This window comes from Streptomyces sp. Tu6071 (genome assembly GCF_000213055.1).
Classification (GTDB): Bacteria; Actinomycetota; Actinomycetes; order Streptomycetales; family Streptomycetaceae; genus Streptomyces; species Streptomyces evansiae.
Genome location: NZ_CM001165.1, coordinates 5210438 through 5226481, shown reverse-complemented (window position 1 = coordinate 5226481; position 16044 = coordinate 5210438). Strand labels below are relative to the sequence as shown.

Genomic DNA, 16044 nt, shown 5'->3' with positions numbered 1-16044 from the left:
GGTCAGGGCGTCGAGAGCTTGGCCGTACGGGTGTCGGCGTGCGAGCGGCCGAGGGAGTGCTCCACGACGCCGGACTCGCCGGGCGGGCGGCCGAGTTCGGCGCCGAGCGGGGCACGGACACGGGCGTGATCACCCGCCCCAGGCAGTCCCCCGGCGGGCGCGCGTACGAGGCGGGCGCCGTACGGTGCGAGGGCTCGGTGAGGCCGCGGGTCCGGCCGGGCACCGGCCTCTCCCTCTGCCCGGAGGGCCTTGGCCGGTCAGCGTGGCGGCGGAGGTGCGGTTTTCTCGTCCGGTGGTGGGAGCAGTTGTCTGGCCCAGGTCGCTCGGCGGGTTCCCGCTGGGTAGGGGAGGGTGCGGGCCTGTGATTCCGCGCGGGCGAGCTCGCGGGCTCCCTCGGTCGTGCGGGTGAGCCGGGAGAGGCAGGTGGCGAGGGCGAGGCGTGCCTCGATCTCGGCCAGGCGCTCCCCCGTGCGCCGTGCCCGGGTGGCTTCGGCGCGGGCGAGGCGGAGGCCGTCCGCGGGCCTGCCGCACAGGAGTTCCGCCCAGGCGGCGAGGACAGGGGCGTCGGCGCGGTGGCCTTCGAGCGCGCGGAGCGCCTCCTCGGGGCGGCGGGCGTGCAGGGCGAGTTCGGCGCGGGCGGTGCGGCCCTCGTGCTCGGCCTGCCGGTCGCCGTGCGCGGCGGCGACCTTCTCCGCGCGGTCCAGCAGGGCGGTGGCCTCGGCCGTCCCGCCGAGGTGCGCGCGGACGCGCGCGAGCGTCGTGAGGGCGTACGGGAAGCACCAGGCGTCGTAGGGCTCGGCGCCCGTCACGGCCTGTTCGGCGAGCGCGCGGGCGGGTTCGGGTTCGCCGAGCAGGAGCCGCAGTTCGGCGAGGTTGGCGCGTTCGAAGGCGGCGGCGGTCGGGTCGCCGGAGTGCTCGGCGAGGGCGAGCGCGCGGGAACCGGTCTCCAGGGCCTCGTGGAGCCGTCCGGCCCGCCGCGCGTTCTCGCGCAGTGTGGAGAGCACGGAGCCGAGCAGGGTCGGGTCCCCGTACGCCTCGGCCGGGGGCAGCGCGCGGTCCCCCGCCTCGCGGGCCCGGTCGAAGCGCCCGGCCAGGCCGAGGTTGGCCGCGCGCAGGGCGTAGGCCCGCGCGATGAGGCCCTCCCCGGCCGTCCCCGGCACCCGCCGGGCGGCGGCGAGGGCCTGCCGCGTCGCCTCGGCCCCCGCCGCGTACCGCCCCCGCACGCACAGGACGAGGGAGCGGGCGAGGTGGTGGCTCGCCGCCGGGGCCGGGGCCGTGTCCGGCGTGACCGGGTGCTCGCGCAGGACGCGCCGGGCGGCGGCGGGCGCGCTGGTCTTGCCGAGGGTCTCGGCGAGCAGCGCGGCCGTGTGCACCGTGTCGTCGTGCTCGCCGCGCCGCTCGAACTCGGCGAGAGCGAGGCGCAGCACCTCGACCGCCCGCTCGTAGTCGCCCATCCTGCGCAGGACGTGGGCGTGCGCGAGGCGGGCACGGGCGGCGTCCACGTCGAGCCGGGCGACGAGGTCGCGGTAGTAGCGGTCGGCGGTGTCGTTCGCGTAGAGGCCCGCCGCCCGCTCGGCCGCGCGGCGCAGGTAGTCGGCGGCGCGCGGGTCGTCGGCGCGCGTGTAGTGCGAGGCGAGGGTGTCGACGGCGTCCGGGCGGCGGTGCGCGACGGCGCGCGCGAAGGCGGCGTGCAGTCCTCTGCGGCGTGCGGCGCTCAGCCGTTCGTAGCAGGTCAGGCGGACGAGCGGGTGGCGGAACGCGAGACCTTCCTCGGGGCGCCCGGCCACCACGACCTCGCGTTCCTCGACGATCGAGGCGGCGACGGCCCGCTCCAGGGCCTCGGCCGCCGAGTGGCCCGCCAGGGGAGGACGCAGGCCGTGCGCGGCGACGTCGAGCAGTTCGGACAGCGCGGCCTCGCCGCCCGCGACGGACAGCGCCTCGACCACGCGGCGCGCGTCGGGATCGAGGCGGGCCAGCCGCCCGGCGACGAGTTCGCGGACACCCTCGGGCGCGCGTCCGGTACCGGCGCCGCCCGGGTCCTCGGCGAGGCCGCGGGCGAGTTCCACGGCGAACAGCGGGTTCCCCAGCGACAGTTCCCACGCGCGCCGGGCCCAGTCGCCGTCCGGGGCCCCGGCCACGGCGTCCCCAGCCACGCCGTCCCCAGCCACGCCGTCCCCGGCCACACCGTCCCCGGCCACGGCGTCCCTGGCCACGGCGAGGCAGTCGCGCTCTCCGAGGCGGGCCACCTCCTCGCGCACGGCAAGTCGCTGGCGTAGCAGCGCGGTCACGGCGGCGCGGCGCGCGTCGCCCTCGGGCACCTCCTCCTCCCGGTACGTGACGAGGAAGCGCAGCGCGGTCCCGCGGTCCCTGGACCGGCGGGCCAGGTGGCTCAGGAGCTGGAAGGAGCCGGTGTCGGCGGCGTGCAGGTCGTCGAGGACGACGAGGACGGGGCACCGGGTGGCGAGGTCGGCGAGCAGCATCGTGCTCGCCCGGAAGAGGCGGTCGCGCTCCTCCTCCGGGCTGCGCCCGCGCGCTTCCCCGGCCCGGCCCAGGGAGGGCAGGAAGGAGGCGAGTTGGGGGTACTCGGCGCCCACCCCGGCCCGTTCCGCCGCCGTGTGCTCGGCGAGCCAGCCGTCGAGCGCTTCGGCGAAGGCCCCGTAGGGGGTGTGCCCCTCGGCGTCGTGGCCGCTCCCCCACAGCACCGCCGTGCCCGCCTCGCTCGCCCGGCGCGCGACCTCGCCCGCGAGCCGCGTCTTTCCCACGCCCGCCTCACCGGTGAGGAGCCGGACCGGTGGGCCCTGCGGGGCGAGCAGCCGCTCCAGCGCGGCGGCGCGCCCGCGCAGCGGAAGGGCGCCGCGCACCCCGCGGACGGGCGCGGGCAGCGGCGGGGCGGTGGGGCAGCGGGGCGGGGGCGGCGGCGAGGGCCGCGCGGTGCAGACGCTCCGTCTCGGGGGCGGGACGCACGCCGAGTTCCGTGTCGAGCGCCTCGCGGCACACGTGGTACTGGTGCACGGCGCGTCGGCGCAGGCCCTGGCGGAGCAGGGCGTCGATGAGGACGCGGTGGGCCAGTTCCTCGGCGGGGCTCGCCGCGAGGACCTGCTGGGCGAAGGCCGCCGCCCGTTCGGGGGCGGCGTCGAGATGTCCCTCCGCGAGGCGGAGCAGCAGCCGCTCGCGCAGGAGCGCGAGCTGTCCGCGCCGGGTCGCCGCCCAGTGCGCGTAGCGGTCCTCGGGCAGCAGTTCGCCGGTGAACAGGCCGAGCGCCGCCGAGAGTTCGGGCATGTGGCCGAGGCGGAGGGCCGCGCGTGCCACGCTCTCGGCCTCGTCGGCGTCGACCCGCACGAGGCCGGGCGCGAGGGAGAGGAGCGCTCCGTCGGCGACGAGGTAGGAGGAGGCGGCGCGTGGGGGGAGCTCGGGTTCGAGGGCGTGGCGGGCCGCGTGCAGGGCGACGCGCAGGCTCCCGGCGGCGGCGCGGGCGTCCGCCTCGGGCCAGCAGACGCTCATGACCTCCTCGCGGTGGAGCCGGTGGCCCGGCGCCACCGCGAGGAGTTTGACCAGGGTGCGGGCGCTCGGCCGCGCCCACCGCTGGGCGGAGGGCGCGCCTCCGTCGCGGGTGACGGAGAATCCGCCGAGGAGGCGCACGCGCAGCGGCGGAGCGGCGGGTATGCCGCTTCCGTCCGGGGAAAGCGCCTTCATGAGGGCGCACTGTAATCGAGACTCCCGGTCAGCGAGGCGCCGGGAGACCGCCGTTCACGGCCGGCCTCCCCCTTCCCGGGCGTCGGTACGGCAGCCTCCCGGGTTTCGGTACGGCCGGTCCAACGCACCTCGGTACGCCCGGTGCCCCGCGCCTGGGCGCGACCGGACCCCCGGCCCCCGGCACGGCACGTTTCCCGGTTCGGCCCGTCCCCCCGCACGGCCCGGCTCCCGGCCCCCCATCCCGTCGGGCTCCCGGCCTCCCGTACCGTCCGGCTCCCGGCCCCCCGTACCGCCCCGTCCGCCGCCCTCCGTACGTCCCGCTCCCCGGACCCGGCACGACCCCGCCCCCGGGCCCGGTAGGAGGCGGTGTCCCGCTCGCCGGTCGTGGTACGTGCCGGGTCGTGGGGCTCCGGGCCGGGGCCCGCCCCGTGCTCTCGCGGCGCACCACGGCCGCTCGGCGCCGCGACTCAGTCGCTCGTGAATTTTGGGTCCTTCGCCTGGTCGTAGACCTCCTTTCCCGAGGCGTCGTAGGCGTGGACGTAGACGTCGGGACCGGCGAAGTGCCGGTCGGGGGGCGTGTCGGGGGAAAGGGTCGCCGCGTAGACGAACGCGCCCCCCGCCATGCGGGCCGGGTACTCCGTCGGCTTGTCGCCGTAGCTGACGGTGACCCGGGCGACAGCGGACGTGTAGTGCCCGGCGCCCGAGATGAGGAACTGGCCGTCTCCGGTCGGTTCCTGGACGGTGTCGAAGTACGAGATCACCCGGCCGGTGCCCCACAGCCGGTCGTTGATGAAGGTGGGCGGCACGTCCGGGCTGCTGCCCTTCTCGCCCTTCGCGGCGCACTGCGCGTACTGACCGGCCGAGTCGACGGCCACGACGACGCCGTCCGTGGTGTCGCCGGCGGCGGGGGTGCGGAGCGCGACGACGGAGTGGAAGCGCGAGGCATCCGGTCCCAGGCAGGAGGCGAGGATCTTGGCGGTGGTCGCCGCCGCGATCGGGGTCGTCCCCGTCTTGGTGATCCTGAACGCGTTGGTGTCCGGGACGGTCGTCGAGCGCTTCGACGACGGCCCGGAGCCGGTCCCGGCCGACGCGGAACCGGACGGCGAACCCGACGGGGACGCGGACGGGGAGGCCGGTGCGGCCCCGGGCGCGGTGTCGCCGCCCCGGGAGGTGCCGCTCGGGCTCGTACCGCTCAGCGCGCGATCGGTGGGGCGCGGCTCGGTGTCGCCCGCGGCGCCGAAGACCGCCACGGCGGCGACGCTGACCGCCGACACCCCGGCGGCGACGCCGAGCGGCACCATCCATCTGCGGTGCGACGAGGCGGCGTTGTCCCCCGGTTCGGTGATCTTCATCAGTAGCTCCTCCCGCATCCGCCGGTGGTTCGGCAGATCGCGATCGGGAGGCGCCGGGGGAATGCCCTGCATGTCATTCATCGTGCGTCCTCCTTCGAGTGGTCGGCGTGCATGGAGCTGACCGACGCCGGGACCCGGGCCACGCTGATGAGATCGGCGCCGAGCCGTCGCCGCGCCCGGTGCAGCCGGGACTTCACCGTCCCGACCGCCACGCGCAGCACCGCCGCGGCTGCCCGCTGGTCCAGGCCGGACCACACGCACAGCTCGACGACCTCGCGCTCGTGGCGCGGCAGCCGGGCCAGGGCCCGGTGGATCTCCGACATGCGGCGCTCGTCGTCCACGAGGTGGGCGACGCGCTCGGCGTGGTCGCCGACCTGTTCGTCGTGCGAGACGAGCCGGCGCAGCAGGGCGTCGGCCCGTCTCAGGCGCCGTCTGGTGTTCGACAGCAGGCGGTCCGCGATGCCCAGCAGCCACGGAAGGGCCGAGTCGCGGTCGAGGACAGTCTCGGCCCGGCGGCGCCAGGCGTGCAGGAAGACGGTCGAGGTGAGGTCCTCGGCCTCGGACCAGTCGGCGGTGCGCCGGAACACGTAGTTGTAGACGGCCTTGCCGTGCCGGTCGAAGATCCGGCCGAACGCCTCGCGGTCGCCGTCGACGGCCCGCGTCCACAGCTCGCGGTCGGATATCCCCCCGACCGGGGCGGCGGGACCAGCGTCGTTCAGTTCCATGCTCAGTACGTGTCCGGCACCGGGCCGAAGGTTCCCGGCGGAGGTGATCTCTTCGCGGAGCCGTCGGAACGTGCGCGCGCGGGGGCGGTACGGACGACCGCGCGAGGAGCTGCGTGGCCGACCGCGGGAGGGGTCGTACGGGACGCCCCGCTCGCGAGGAACCGTACGGACGCCTCCACGAGGAATCGTGCGGACGCCCCCGCGAGGAACCGTGCGGACATCCTCGCGTGAAGCCGCGAAACGCCCGCGGCCCCCCGGTCGGGACCGGGGGGCCGCGGGCAGGACGTCAGCTCAGGAGAGAGTGTACGTGGTGACCTGGTGGATGCCGTTGTCCTGGACGAGGTACCGGCCGCCCAGGTCCTCGGCGATCCGGTCCATGCCGTAGTCGTCGCCGTTGAGCGAGAGCACTTCGACGCAGCCGTCGCCGTCGAGGTCGGCGGCGAGCTGGTTGCGGCCCCCGGTCAGTCCGGCGCTGCCGAGGCTCGGCACGTAGGAGTCCGGAGCGCCGAAGATGCCGGGGCTCCAGGCGTAGACGCCGCCCTCGACCCCGCCGATCAGGAGCTTGCGGCCTCCGGGGCCGGTGGCGAAGCCGGCGCCGTAGGACTGCGGGACGGCGAAGACGGTGGTGTCCTCGGTGCCCTCGCCGCGGAAGGCGCGGAAGGATGCCGTGCCCGCCTGGTAGAGGACGCCGTCGTCGGTGAAGAAGTCGTTGTGCGTCCACAGGCCGCCGAGGGTCGTGGCGTGCACGACCTCGCCGGTGCGGCCGTCGCGGATCTCCATGTACTGGTGCGGGCTGACGCCGTCGGTGGAGCCGACTCCGGCCTGGGACTGGATGTCCCAGAGGTAGACGACCGCGTGGCCGTTCGCGTACGGGATGTCCGGGGAGGCGAAGGTGCCGTGGTAGGAGAGCGCGGCGTGGATGAGCCCGTCGGAGGAGGCGGCCGGTGCCTCGGGCGCGAGGTCCCACTTCGCCTTGCCGGTGCGCGCGTTGAGCGCGACCGCGTGCGCCCCGGCGTCGGGCAGGTTGATCGAGCCGCGCGCGGAGTACGAGACGTACACCCGTCCCTCGCCCGTGGAGGGGTCGGAGAAGACGAGGTCGTCGGGCTTGCCGGGCGCGGCGTACGTCCAGAGCCGGTGCCCGGCGCCGTCGTAGGCGTCGAGCGTGCCGGTCGGGACGAGGAGGTCGAGCACGCCGTCGCCGTCGAGGTCGGTGAGCCGGACGGAGCGCACGAACCCGCCGCCGCCGTCGATCGTGGTAAGCGTCCTGCCCGTACGGGCGTTGAGGACGACGACGGCGCTGTCGGCGGCCACTACGATCTCGGGCCTGCCGTCGCCGTTGACGTCACCGGTCTCGACGTCGTGCACGGCGCCGGGGACGGTGGCCTGCCAGAGCTGTTCGGGCTTGCCGGTGGCGAGCGAGGGGCCCGAGTAGGCCCAGACGCCGTTCGAGGAGCCTGCCATGACGACGTCGTCGGCGCCGTCCTTGTTGACGTCGGTCGCCTTGGCGTAGGCGATGTCGGCGCGCAGGGGCGTCAGGGACTCCTTCTTGCCGTTGCCGAGGCGGTAGGTGCGGACGTTCTCGTTCTGATCGACGAGGCGGACGTGGCCGCCCCCGGCGTCGTCGAAGACGTCCTGGTACATCGGCGAGGCGCCGAGGCCCTTCTCCTGCCACTTGACGGCACCCTTGCCCGAGAACACGGTGAGGCGCGCGTACCGGGCGCCACCCATGTTCTCGGCGTCGCCGTTCTTCTCGTCGTCCTGGGCGGCTGTGACGAGCGTGCCGTCGACGACCTGGAGGCGCCAGAAGCTCGCGCCGTTGGTGTTGTTCCCGGCGTCGCGCTTGATGGTGGACGACCACAGCGCCTTGTGCGGGTCCGTGCCGTCGAGCGCGCGCACGGTGCTCGCGTTGACGTACAGGTTGTCGTCGAGCGAGGACTCGGCGACGGCGTACTCGGCGCCCTCGCGGGAAGTGAGGTCGCCGACAGTCAGGGCGGTGGGCAGCACGTTGACGCGGCTGTCGAGGGTTGCGCGCCGCCCCGTCTTGAGGTCGTAGGCGGCGATCTCGTAGCGCACCCCATCCGTCGGGTCGGCCTGCTCGACGGCGACGAGCCGCTTGCGCGCGCTGTCCAGACGCAGTTGACGGCTGTACAGGAGGCTGTCCGTGGACCAGGTGACGGAGCCGTCAGCGGCGGAGAGGAGAAGGGTGCGCCCGATGCCCCCGCTGGTCTCGGTCTTGGCACGGTCCCAGGACACGGCGACCCGGCCCTTGCCGAGGTCCTGGAGGTCGCCCCAGCTCACGGAGCCGGTCTCGCCCGTGTCGTACGTCCACGTGGCGGCCGGGGTCAGGGCGCCGGCCTTGTACGTGAAGCGGGTGCCGGTGAGCTTCGCCGTGTCGGTCGCGGGGGCGTTCATGTTCTGACGCGGGGAGTCGGCGACCAGCAGCGTGCGATCGACGATCTTCACGTGGGTGGCGTAGTCGTAGAGCTTCGACCACACCGTGGCGCCGGTCCTCCCGTCGACCACCGTGACGAAGGTGCCGTTCGGCAGGGCCGAACCGGGCGAGGTGAAGGGGCGGTACGGGACCACTCCGACGCTCGCGGTGAAGACCAGGTCGTCGGTGCCGTCACCGGTCAGGTCGCCCGTCGCGTAGCCGCTGTCGGAGCTGGGTGTGAAGGGCGAGACGGCGTTGTAGCCCATCAGGATGCGGGCCGGGTACGGCTCGGTCTGCCAGGGGCGCTGCGGGGTGACCTTCCAGTCCGTGTAGAGCGAGGAGTTGGTGCGCTCCCAGACGGAGGTGCCGTCCGCGGCGCGGCGCTGCACGGTGCCGAGGCTGGTGAGGAGGAAGTAGTCGCCGTTCTTGCCGACCGGCACGGTGGCGCCCATGCCGCGTACGCCTTCGAGCGTGGAGGCGGCGGTGAAGGTGACGGGCGCGTCGTCGGCGTCCGTTCTCGCGTCCTTGCCCGCGCTCTTCGGGGCCGTGGTGTCCTTCGGCTTCGTGGGCTCCTGTGCCTTGCCGCCGTCACCGTACGGGTCCAGTGCGGCGTGCGCGGCGAGCTTGTCGGCCTGGGCACTGCTGAGCTTCATGGCGCCGCTGCCCGCCGTGTCATCGGCCAGCGCCTGCGGGGCCAGGCTCACGCAGAGCCCGGTGACCGCCAGCGCGGAGGCGAGCCGCAGCGCCCGCCGGGTGTGATGGGGGGTCATCCCTTGGCTCCCTGGGAGAAGCGGACGGCGGAACCGTCCGTGAGCACGGGCTGGTCGTAGGAGTAGGCGAGGGCGTCGCTGCCCGTCTGGTTCTGGAGGCCGACCGTGGCGCTCGCGCCGTGGTCGGGGACGGTCCGGTACTGCGTCGTGACAGCGCCGCTCGCCTCGTCGAAGAGGACCTCGAAGGTCGCGCGCCCGGTGGTGCCGGTGGCGTAGGCGGCGTCGGTCCACACGACGGCGAAGGTGCGCGCGCCCTTCTTGCCGGTCGTGGCCGTCTTCACGGAGGACTTCTTGTCGAGGACGAGGTCGTCCCAGAGCGCGGCGACGAAGCCGTTGGGGTTGTGGGCGGTCGGCAGATCGGTGTTGGCGTAGTCACCGACGCGGGGGGCGAGGAAGTCGAGCATCCCGTTGGTGGTGACGGAGGTGGTGGAGTACGGGATGCCGTAGAGCTTCACGGGGAAGGGCAGCGTGATCGTCGTGGCGTCCTCGTCGCCGCTCAGGGCCACCTTCTTGGTGCCGTCGATCCAGGAGTACGCGGCCGGGGCGCACGCGTTGCCGAAGGCGTCCGCGCGCGCGGGCAGGCGGACGTCCCGCTTCAGGTCGGCGGCGACGGTGACGGCGTCGGCGGACTCGCCGTTGCAGAGCACGGGTGCGGCGGGCCGCACGCTCAGCGTGTACGTGCCCTCGGCGACGGCCGGGAGCTTGTACGCGCCCCTGGCGTTGGTGATGACGGCCGGGACGGGGGTGCCGGCGACGGAGACGCGCGCGCCGGAGAGGGGCTTGCCCGTGACGTCGCGGACGGTCCCCGTGACCTTGTGCGCGGCGACGGCGGTGAGCGCGAAGTCGCGGCCGAGGTCCTGGTTCTCGCCGAGCGTGAGGCCGGAGGCGGTGGTGTCCGCGTAGCCGTAGCCGGAGACGGTGAGGTCGTACGTGCCGGGGGCGAGCGAGAGGCGGTAGGTGCCCTCGGAGCCGGTCGTGACCGAACGGACCGCGTGGCCGTCCCGCGTGGCCTCGACGGTGACGCCGGCGAGCGGGGCCCCCGTGGCCTTGTCCGTCACGGTGCCGGTCACGGTGGCGGCGGTGTGCGGGGCCTTGTCGACGGAGGCGAGGATGTCGAGCTTGCCCTCGCCCCAGACGTTGTTGCGGGCGGCGGTGCCGCCGCAGTGGGTGTCGTCCACGTCCCTGGCGCCCTCGGCGAGCAGCGCGCGGGTCGCGTCGATGTCCCCGACGAGCGAGGGGGCCGCCGACCACAGGAGTGCCACGGCGCCCGCCACGTGGGGCGTCGCCATCGACGTACCGGACTCGGTGTTGTACGCGGAGCCGGGCCACGTGGAGCGGACGTCCACGCCGGGCGCGGCGAGGTCGGGCTTGGCGGAGCCGTCGACGAGGGAGGGGCCGAAGCCGGAGAAGGAGGCGATCTTGCCGCCGGAGTCGTAGGCGCCGATGCCGTAGGCGGGTGCCTGCGAGCCGGGGGCGTGGGCGGTGGAGCAGGTGGTGCCGTCGCCGTCGTTGCCCGCCGCGAACGCCTCGAAGATGCCGGCGGCGTTCCACGCCTCGACGATGTCCTGGTAGAACGTCGTGTCGTCGCCGCCCCAGGAGTTGTTGACGATGTCCGGCGCGAGGTCGGGGCGCGGGTTCTGCCCGTTGTGGTCGGTCGGGGCGAGAATCCACTGCCCGGCCTTCAGCAGCGAGGAGTCGGAGCACGAGGAGGTCTCGCAGCCCTTGGCGGCGATCCAGCGGGCGCCGGGGGCGACGCCGATGCCGTTCGCGCCGACCATGGTGCCCATGGTGTGGGTGCCGTGCCCGTTGTTGTCGCAGGGGACGCCGCTCGTGCCGCACTGACCGGTCGCGTCGTACCAGTTGTAGTCGTGCGTGAAGGAGCCGTCGCCGTTGTTGCCGCGGTAGGCGCCCACGAGGTCGGGGTGGTCGTACTGGACGCCGGAGTCGACGTTGGCGATGACGATGCCCTCGCCGCGGTCCTCGTACTGCTTCCAGACCTTGTCGGCCTCGATGTCCGCGACGCCCCACTCGGGGGTGTCCGCGTCGGCGTCGGTGCGGGAGGCGGTGACGCGCGCGTCGGAGGTCTCGATGTCGTCGAGCGCGTAGTGGTGGTCGGGGACGACCTGGGCGACATCGGAGCGGGCCGCCAGCGTCGCGGCGAGTTTTTTGTCGCCGGTGACCTGGACGGTGTTCGCGATCCAGTAGTCCTGGTGCCCGACCTTCCTCTTGTCGAGGTACGCGCGCAGCGGTGCCTGCGTCGCGTCGGCCTTGACGCGCAGCTTCTCGAAGGCGTTCTGGGCGCGGGCCGCGTGCGAGGACCTGCCGCGGGCGCCGGACAGGTCGGCCCGGTCCTTGAGGACGACGAAGAAGGACGTCTCGTCGCTCTTGGCGAAGGCGCGCGAGAGCGCGGGGTCCAGCGTCGTCGTGGGCGCGGCGGTGGGCCCGGCGGCGACGGCGGGAAGGGGGGCGCTGAGCAGGGCGGTCGCGGACAGGGCGGCTGCCGCCCACAGGGCGCGGGCGCGCAGCGGTGGTCGGGGCAGAGGCATCGGCGGTGCTCCTCCGGAGACGGTACGGGGGAGTCCGCACGCTAAGGAGGGGCCGTTACTCGGCCATTACAGCGAGCCCGCCGCCGCTGAGGGCGCGCCTCGTCCGGTTTCGGGCAGCCCTGCGGCCCGGAGTCTCCCCAGGCCCCGGGCCGCGCCCTGTTCCGCAGCACCGTGTACCCCGGGGCACGCCGCGTAGACGTGCGGTTTCCGCGAGGGTTTGTGGCCGGGGGTTTCGTCCGGGTGGGGGTGTGTGCGTACGGTGGGGAGGTCCGCCACGCCTCCCCCTGGGGCGCGGCGGCGGCAGGCCGGGAGGAGGTGAGGGGCCCGCAGAGCGAGCCCCGCCCGCATGACACGACCAGCCAAACGCACCGAAGTGACAGCCCACGCGCCCAGCGCGCACCCCACCGCACGGAAGTCGTCCCCCACGCAGACACCACCCACCGCCCGAGCCTCCGCCGAGACGCGGGCTCCCGTCCCCCACCGCGTCCCGACGACGCCGCGCACCCCGCTCGACCACGTTCCGCCCCCCGCGCTGCGCGCGGGCGCCGACGGGCTCGTCCGCGAGATCAACGACGCGGCGGCCCTGCTGCTGCCCCGGACGACCCCGGGCAGCCCGCTCACCGGCACGGCGCCCGACTGGTTCGCCGGCGCCCACGCGCGGGCCGTCCGCGAGGGTCTGCCCGGCATCGCGCGCGGGCCGCTCGACGGGCGCACGTACGAGGCGAGCCCCGTGCGGCACAAGGGCGGCGAGTTCACGTGGTGGCTGCGCGACGCGGGCGAGGAGGAGCGGCTGCGGGCCGCGCTCAGCACCGAGCGAGCCCGCAACGCCCTGCTCGACGAGGCGTCGACCCAGCTCCTCTCCTCGCTCAACGCCGACCGCGCCCTCGCCGTCACCGCGCGTCTCGCGGCGCGGCACCTCGCCGACGCCGCAGTCGTCGTCTCGCCGTGGCGCGGCCGTCGCGTCGAACTCGTCCTCGGTGTCGCGGGCGGCGCGCCACTGACGCGTTCCGTACGAGCCGATCCGGCCGAGGTCCCGGGGCTCGTCGAAGCCCTGCAGGGCTTCCCGCCCGTACCCTCGCGCTGGCTCGACCCCGCGCAGTACCCCGACTGGGCGCTGCCCGAGGGCTTCGGCACCCCGGCGTCCGTGCTCGTGACGCCGATGCCGGGGCACGGCGTCCCCGCGGGCGCCCTCGTGCTGCTGCGCAAGGAGGGCGGGCGGACCTTCGGCGACGACGAGGAGTCCCTCGCGCGCCTCTTCGCGCTGCGCGCCGGGACGGCCGTGTCCGCCGCGCTCCTGTACGCGGAGCAGGCCGCGCTCACCAAGACCCTGACCCGCGAGCTCCTCCCGCCCCCGCTGCACCGCGTCGACGGCATCGACCTCGCGGGCGGCTACCGGGCCTCCGCCGACCGCGAGCGCGTCGGCGGCGACTTCTACGACGTGCACCCGGCCGCCGGGGGCACGGACGGCGAGTGCTTCGTCGTCCTCGGCGACGTGTGCGGCAAGGGGCTCGAAGCGGCGATCCTCACCGGGAAGATCCGCAACACGCTGCACGCGCTGCTCCCGCTCGCCGCCGACCACCAGCGCGTCCTCTCGCTCCTCAACGCCGCGCTCCTGACGTCCCACCACACGCGTTTCGCGACGCTCGTGCTCGCCTCGGCGCGCGCGGAGGCGGACGGCGGCGTGCGCCTGCGCGTGACGAGCGCGGGACACCCGCAGCCGCTCCTCGTGCGCACGGACGGCACGGTCGAGCAGGCCGGGACGAACGGCACGCTCGTCGGCGTGCTCCCCGAGGTGCGGGCCACGACGGACACGGTGCGGCTCGCGCCGGGCGAGACGTGCCTGCTCTACACGGACGGCATCACGGAGGCCAGGGGCGGGCCGCTCGGCGAGACGATGTTCGGCGAGGACCGGCTGAGCAGGGCGGCGAGCGAGTGCGCGGGGATGCCCGCGGGCGCGATCGTGGAACGGGTGCGGATGCTCGCGGAGCAGTGGGTCGGCGCGGGCCGCCACGACGACATGGCGGTGGTGGCGATCACGGCGCCGAAGCGGGGGCAGAAGACAGCGGGCCCCGCGTAACCCGCCCCCGCCCCGGGAGCGCCCCGCTTGGCCCGCGTATCGCGCGTACGGGCGGGAATCCGCGTGTACGGGGCGGGAAGCCGTACACCGCGGGTGACGAGGACGTGCCCGCGGCGACGGATGGATGTACCGCGCACCGAGCGCGGCCGGTTCCGGGGAGAGGTTGATGACGAGCACGGTGACGGCGGCTCCGCCGCGGGCCGGGACGTGGGCCGAGCGGCTGTGGGTTCCCGTCTCCTCGGGCGACGAGGACGCGGCGGCGGCGGTGGTGCGCGAGGCGCACGCTTCCGGGCTCGACGCGGAGAGCGTGCTGCTCGACGTCATCGGCGCGGTGCAGCGGCGCGTCGGCGCGGAGTGGGCGGCGAACCGGCTGAGCGTCGCGCGGGAGCACGCGGCGACGGCCGTCAACGAGCAGTGCGTGGGGGTGCTGCGCCACTCGACGCCGCCCGTCGTGCCCGCGCCGGGCGCGGGGCGGATCGTCGTGGCGTGCGTGGACGGCGAGTGGCACGGGCTGCCCGCCCGGCTCGTCGCCGAGGTGCTGCGCCTGCGCGGCTGGCACGTCGACCACCTCGGCGCGCAGGTCCCCGCGCCGCACCTCATCGCCCACCTGCACCGCACGGGCGCCGACGCCGTCGCGCTCTCGGGCTCGCTCGCGCCCCGGCTGCCCGTCGCGCACGCGACGCTCACCGCGTGCCAGGCGGTCGGCGTCCCCGTACTCGTCGGCGGCGCGGCCTTCGGCTACGACGGCCGCTACGCGCGGCTCCTCGGCGCGGACGCCTGGGCGCCCGACGCACGCGCCGCCGCGGACCGCCTCGCGCGCGGCCCGCTGCCGCCCCCGCCGCGCGACCACGTCACGAGCGCCGACCTGCCGCACCTCGCGGACCAGGAGTACACCTTCGTGACGCGCTCGCGTCAGGAGCTGGTCCGGGCCGTCTTCGACGGGCTGCTCGACCGCTACCCGCCGATGCGCGAGTACACCGCGCTCCAGCGCGAGCACACCGCCGAGGACCTGGAGCACGTCGTGGTGCACCTCGCGACGGCGCTGTACGTGGACGACGCGGACCTCTTCACGGGCTTCCTGACCTGGACCGCCTCGATCCTCTCCGCCCGCGGCGTCCCGGCCGCCTCCCTGCTCCCCGCCCTCACGGTCCTCGGCGAGCGCCTGCGCGACTTCCCCCGCGCACTGCGCCTTCTGGCGGCGGGCACGGAGGCGGTGCGGGAGGTCGTACGGGGCGCGGACGCGGGACCGGGCGCGGACGCCGTACGGGGCGCGGACGCCGTAGGAAGTGCCGATGTGGCCCGCGCCGCCGAAGCGTCCCTTACCGCCGGCGAGGACCCCCGATGATCGCTCCCCCGCCCGGCGGCCTCCGTATCGAACAGCGTGCCGCCGACTCCGGCAGTCTCGTCCTCGAACTCGTCGGCGACCTCGACTACGACACGGCCGAGCAGCTCGGCGAGGACGTCCTCACCGCCCTGGACACGCCCGGTCTCACCGCGCTCGCGCTCGACTGCGCGGGTCTGGGGGGCTGCGACTCGATGGGCCTCGCCGTCCTCCTCCAGGTCCGCAGGCACACCGACCGGGCGGGGGTGCGGCTGACGCTGGAGAGGCCACCGGTCTCGTTGCGGCGCCTGCTCGGGCTCACCGGGACGAGCGCGCACTTCGGCGTCGAGCCGGTGTGACCTCGCGGGTCAGTCGAGGCGGAGGCGGTGGCGCAGGCGCAGCGCGGTCGCGATCTCGGTGACGCCGACCGCGAGCAGCCAGATCCCCGCCACGAGGATGAGGGCCCACGCGGACGCGAAGGGCGAGACGACGAGGACGACCCCGGCGAGCGCGGCGAGCACCCCGAGCACGAGCTGCCAGCCGCGCGCCGGACTCGCGGGCTCGGCGAGCGCGGCGACCACCTGGGTGAGCCCCCGGAAGAGCCACCCGATGCCGATCCACAGCGCGAGCAGCAGCACGGACTGGGTGGCCCCCCGGAAGCAGAAGAGCCCGAGCAGCACGGAGAGCGCCCCGCTCACGAAGCCGAGCACGCGCATCCCCGCCGCGGTGTGCGTCCCCGTCGCGGCCACGAGCTGCACGACCCCGCTGACCAGCAGGTACACCCCGAAGAGCACCCCCGCGACGCGCAACGAGGACCCGGGCCACACCAGTACGAGCACGCCCAGCAGGACGGAGGCGAGCCCCGCGAGCAGCACCACCCGCCAGGCGGCCCGCGCGAGCCTGCGCAGGGGATCGGGCAACTCGTCCCGTCCGGGCCCCGGGCGGGGCGGCGGCATGGCACCGGGGTACGAGGGCGGTTCGGCGTGGCTCATGCCACCACTGTGGGCACGGGGGGAAGGGGCGCGCCACCGGAGCGGACGGCGGGGCCCCGACCGCCGGGGCGGGTAGCGGGGGCCGGGGCGCTTCGGGGGGGGGCGGGTAGTGGGCCCGGGACCCGCCCCCCTCCCCG

The 16044-nt window shown here is 75.3% G+C and carries 10 protein-coding genes; 3 read left to right on the top strand and 7 right to left on the bottom strand.

Going from position 1 to position 16044, the window contains the following annotated elements; all coding sequences use genetic code 11:
* Positions 1-257 precede the first annotated feature (257 nt).
* From STTU_RS21940 to STTU_RS21915, 6 genes are all read right to left on the bottom strand, one after another.
* A complete protein-coding gene (locus STTU_RS21940) occupies positions 258-2861 on the bottom strand; it encodes an ATP-binding protein (RefSeq protein ID WP_234019295.1) in 2604 nt (867 codons plus the stop codon).
* Entirely contained in the window at positions 2770-3693 is a 924-nt protein-coding gene (locus STTU_RS35605; protein WP_043255979.1) for an AfsR/SARP family transcriptional regulator, read from the bottom strand. The genes STTU_RS21940 and STTU_RS35605 overlap by 92 nt, the downstream gene beginning before the upstream one ends.
* A 467-nt stretch (positions 3694-4160) precedes the next feature.
* Complete coding sequence (locus tag STTU_RS21930) at positions 4161-5045, bottom strand: hypothetical protein (protein WP_043255977.1); 885 nt, start codon at positions 5043-5045, stop codon at positions 4161-4163.
* Between the two features lie 77 nt (positions 5046-5122).
* Positions 5123-5770, bottom strand: a complete 648-nt coding sequence (locus STTU_RS21925) for an RNA polymerase sigma factor (RefSeq protein ID WP_007826929.1) — start codon at positions 5768-5770, stop codon at positions 5123-5125.
* A gap of 291 nt (positions 5771-6061) precedes the next feature.
* Positions 6062-8971 (bottom strand): FG-GAP repeat domain-containing protein, encoded by a 2910-nt coding sequence (locus STTU_RS21920; protein ID WP_043255975.1) that lies wholly within the window; start codon positions 8969-8971, stop codon positions 6062-6064.
* The gene (locus STTU_RS21915) at positions 8968-11517 is read right to left on the bottom strand and encodes a S8 family serine peptidase (RefSeq protein WP_007826925.1); all 2550 of its coding nucleotides are present in this window, start codon (positions 11515-11517) and stop codon (positions 8968-8970) included. Before STTU_RS21915 ends, STTU_RS21920 begins: the two co-directional genes overlap by 4 nt.
* Before the next feature lie 346 nt (positions 11518-11863).
* On the opposite strand from STTU_RS21915, the gene STTU_RS21910 reads away from it, so the two are divergent.
* From STTU_RS21910 to STTU_RS33365, 3 genes are all read left to right on the top strand, one after another.
* Positions 11864-13594 (top strand): PP2C family protein-serine/threonine phosphatase, encoded by a 1731-nt coding sequence (locus tag STTU_RS21910; RefSeq protein WP_007826922.1) that lies wholly within the window; start codon positions 11864-11866, stop codon positions 13592-13594.
* Positions 13595-13760: 166 nt separating this feature from the next.
* Positions 13761-14939, top strand: a complete 1179-nt coding sequence (locus STTU_RS21905; RefSeq protein ID WP_043255973.1) for a cobalamin B12-binding domain-containing protein — start codon at positions 13761-13763, stop codon at positions 14937-14939.
* A complete protein-coding gene (locus tag STTU_RS33365) occupies positions 14936-15274 on the top strand; it encodes an STAS domain-containing protein (protein ID WP_043255971.1) in 339 nt (112 codons plus the stop codon). Before STTU_RS21905 ends, STTU_RS33365 begins: the two co-directional genes overlap by 4 nt.
* 9 nt (positions 15275-15283) lie before the next feature.
* Here STTU_RS33365 and STTU_RS21895 read toward each other — a convergent pair whose 3' ends face one another.
* Positions 15284-15907, bottom strand: a complete 624-nt coding sequence (locus STTU_RS21895) for an HdeD family acid-resistance protein (RefSeq protein ID WP_043255970.1) — start codon at positions 15905-15907, stop codon at positions 15284-15286.
* Positions 15908-16044: the final 137 nt, after the last annotated feature.

Bases quoted from the DNA above. Each gene is read 5' to 3' on its own strand.
- STTU_RS21905 (WP_043255973.1), top strand. From the start codon at position 13,761: ATGACGAGCACGGTGACGGCGGCTCCGCCGCGGGCCGGGACGTGGGCC.
- STTU_RS21915 (WP_007826925.1), bottom strand. From the start codon at position 11,517: ATGCCTCTGCCCCGACCACCGCTGCGCGCCCGCGCCCTGTGGGCGGCA.
- STTU_RS35605 (WP_043255979.1), bottom strand. From the start codon at position 3,693: ATGAAGGCGCTTTCCCCGGACGGAAGCGGCATACCCGCCGCTCCGCCG.
- STTU_RS21925 (WP_007826929.1), bottom strand. From the start codon at position 5,770: ATGGAACTGAACGACGCTGGTCCCGCCGCCCCGGTCGGGGGGATATCC.
- STTU_RS21930 (WP_043255977.1), bottom strand. From the start codon at position 5,045: ATGAAGATCACCGAACCGGGGGACAACGCCGCCTCGTCGCACCGCAGA.
- STTU_RS21895 (WP_043255970.1), bottom strand. From the start codon at position 15,907: ATGAGCCACGCCGAACCGCCCTCGTACCCCGGTGCCATGCCGCCGCCC.
- STTU_RS21920 (WP_043255975.1), bottom strand. From the start codon at position 8,971: ATGACCCCCCATCACACCCGGCGGGCGCTGCGGCTCGCCTCCGCGCTG.
- STTU_RS33365 (WP_043255971.1), top strand. From the start codon at position 14,936: ATGATCGCTCCCCCGCCCGGCGGCCTCCGTATCGAACAGCGTGCCGCC.
- STTU_RS21910 (WP_007826922.1), top strand. From the start codon at position 11,864: ATGACACGACCAGCCAAACGCACCGAAGTGACAGCCCACGCGCCCAGC.